This window comes from Bradyrhizobium sp. NBAIM01 (genome assembly GCF_020194115.1).
Classification (GTDB): Bacteria; Pseudomonadota; Alphaproteobacteria; order Rhizobiales; family Xanthobacteraceae; genus Bradyrhizobium; species Bradyrhizobium yuanmingense.
Map to the genome: position 1 here is coordinate 1 of NZ_JADYVU010000040.1, position 398 is coordinate 398.

General features: G+C 67.3%; 2 protein-coding genes. Both read right to left on the reverse strand.

Going from position 1 to position 398, the window contains the following annotated elements:
- A partial coding sequence (locus I6F31_RS36260) for a hypothetical protein (RefSeq protein WP_225187065.1) occupies window positions 1-184 on the reverse strand: 184 nt, incomplete at its 3' end.
- A gap of 13 nt (window positions 185-197) precedes the next feature.
- Window positions 198-398 (reverse strand): LolA-related protein (locus I6F31_RS36265; protein ID WP_225187066.1); only part of this gene is annotated, 201 nt, incomplete at its 5' end.

Consider the following 398-nt stretch of genomic DNA (forward strand, 5'->3'; position numbering starts at 1 on the left):
GGCGCGACACGAGCCCCTCGCGCAACCGGTCGACGAGCACGCGTTGCTCGGCACTCGGCGAGCGCGGCAGAAACGCCGACAGGTCCGCCGTAAAGCTGGTACGTCCGATCACGACCGCGCACAGCAGCAGGCCAGTCAACCAGACCAGCACCGCAGGGCGACGCAGGGCGTGCAAGCGTTTCATGTGCGCGCCATCCTTAGTTGCCGAGCACGCGTTGCAGGCGCATCAGCGAATGATCGCCGTCGGCCTGGCGGATGGCGACGCTGCGCAGCACATCGCGCGTGCCCTCCAGCGTGATGGTGCGCACCACTTGCTGCATGCGCGTGTCGATGGGCGAAAGGGTGAGCGTCCAGTCATCGCCGTGGCCGGCGATGGCGACCTTGTAGATCGCTTCGAG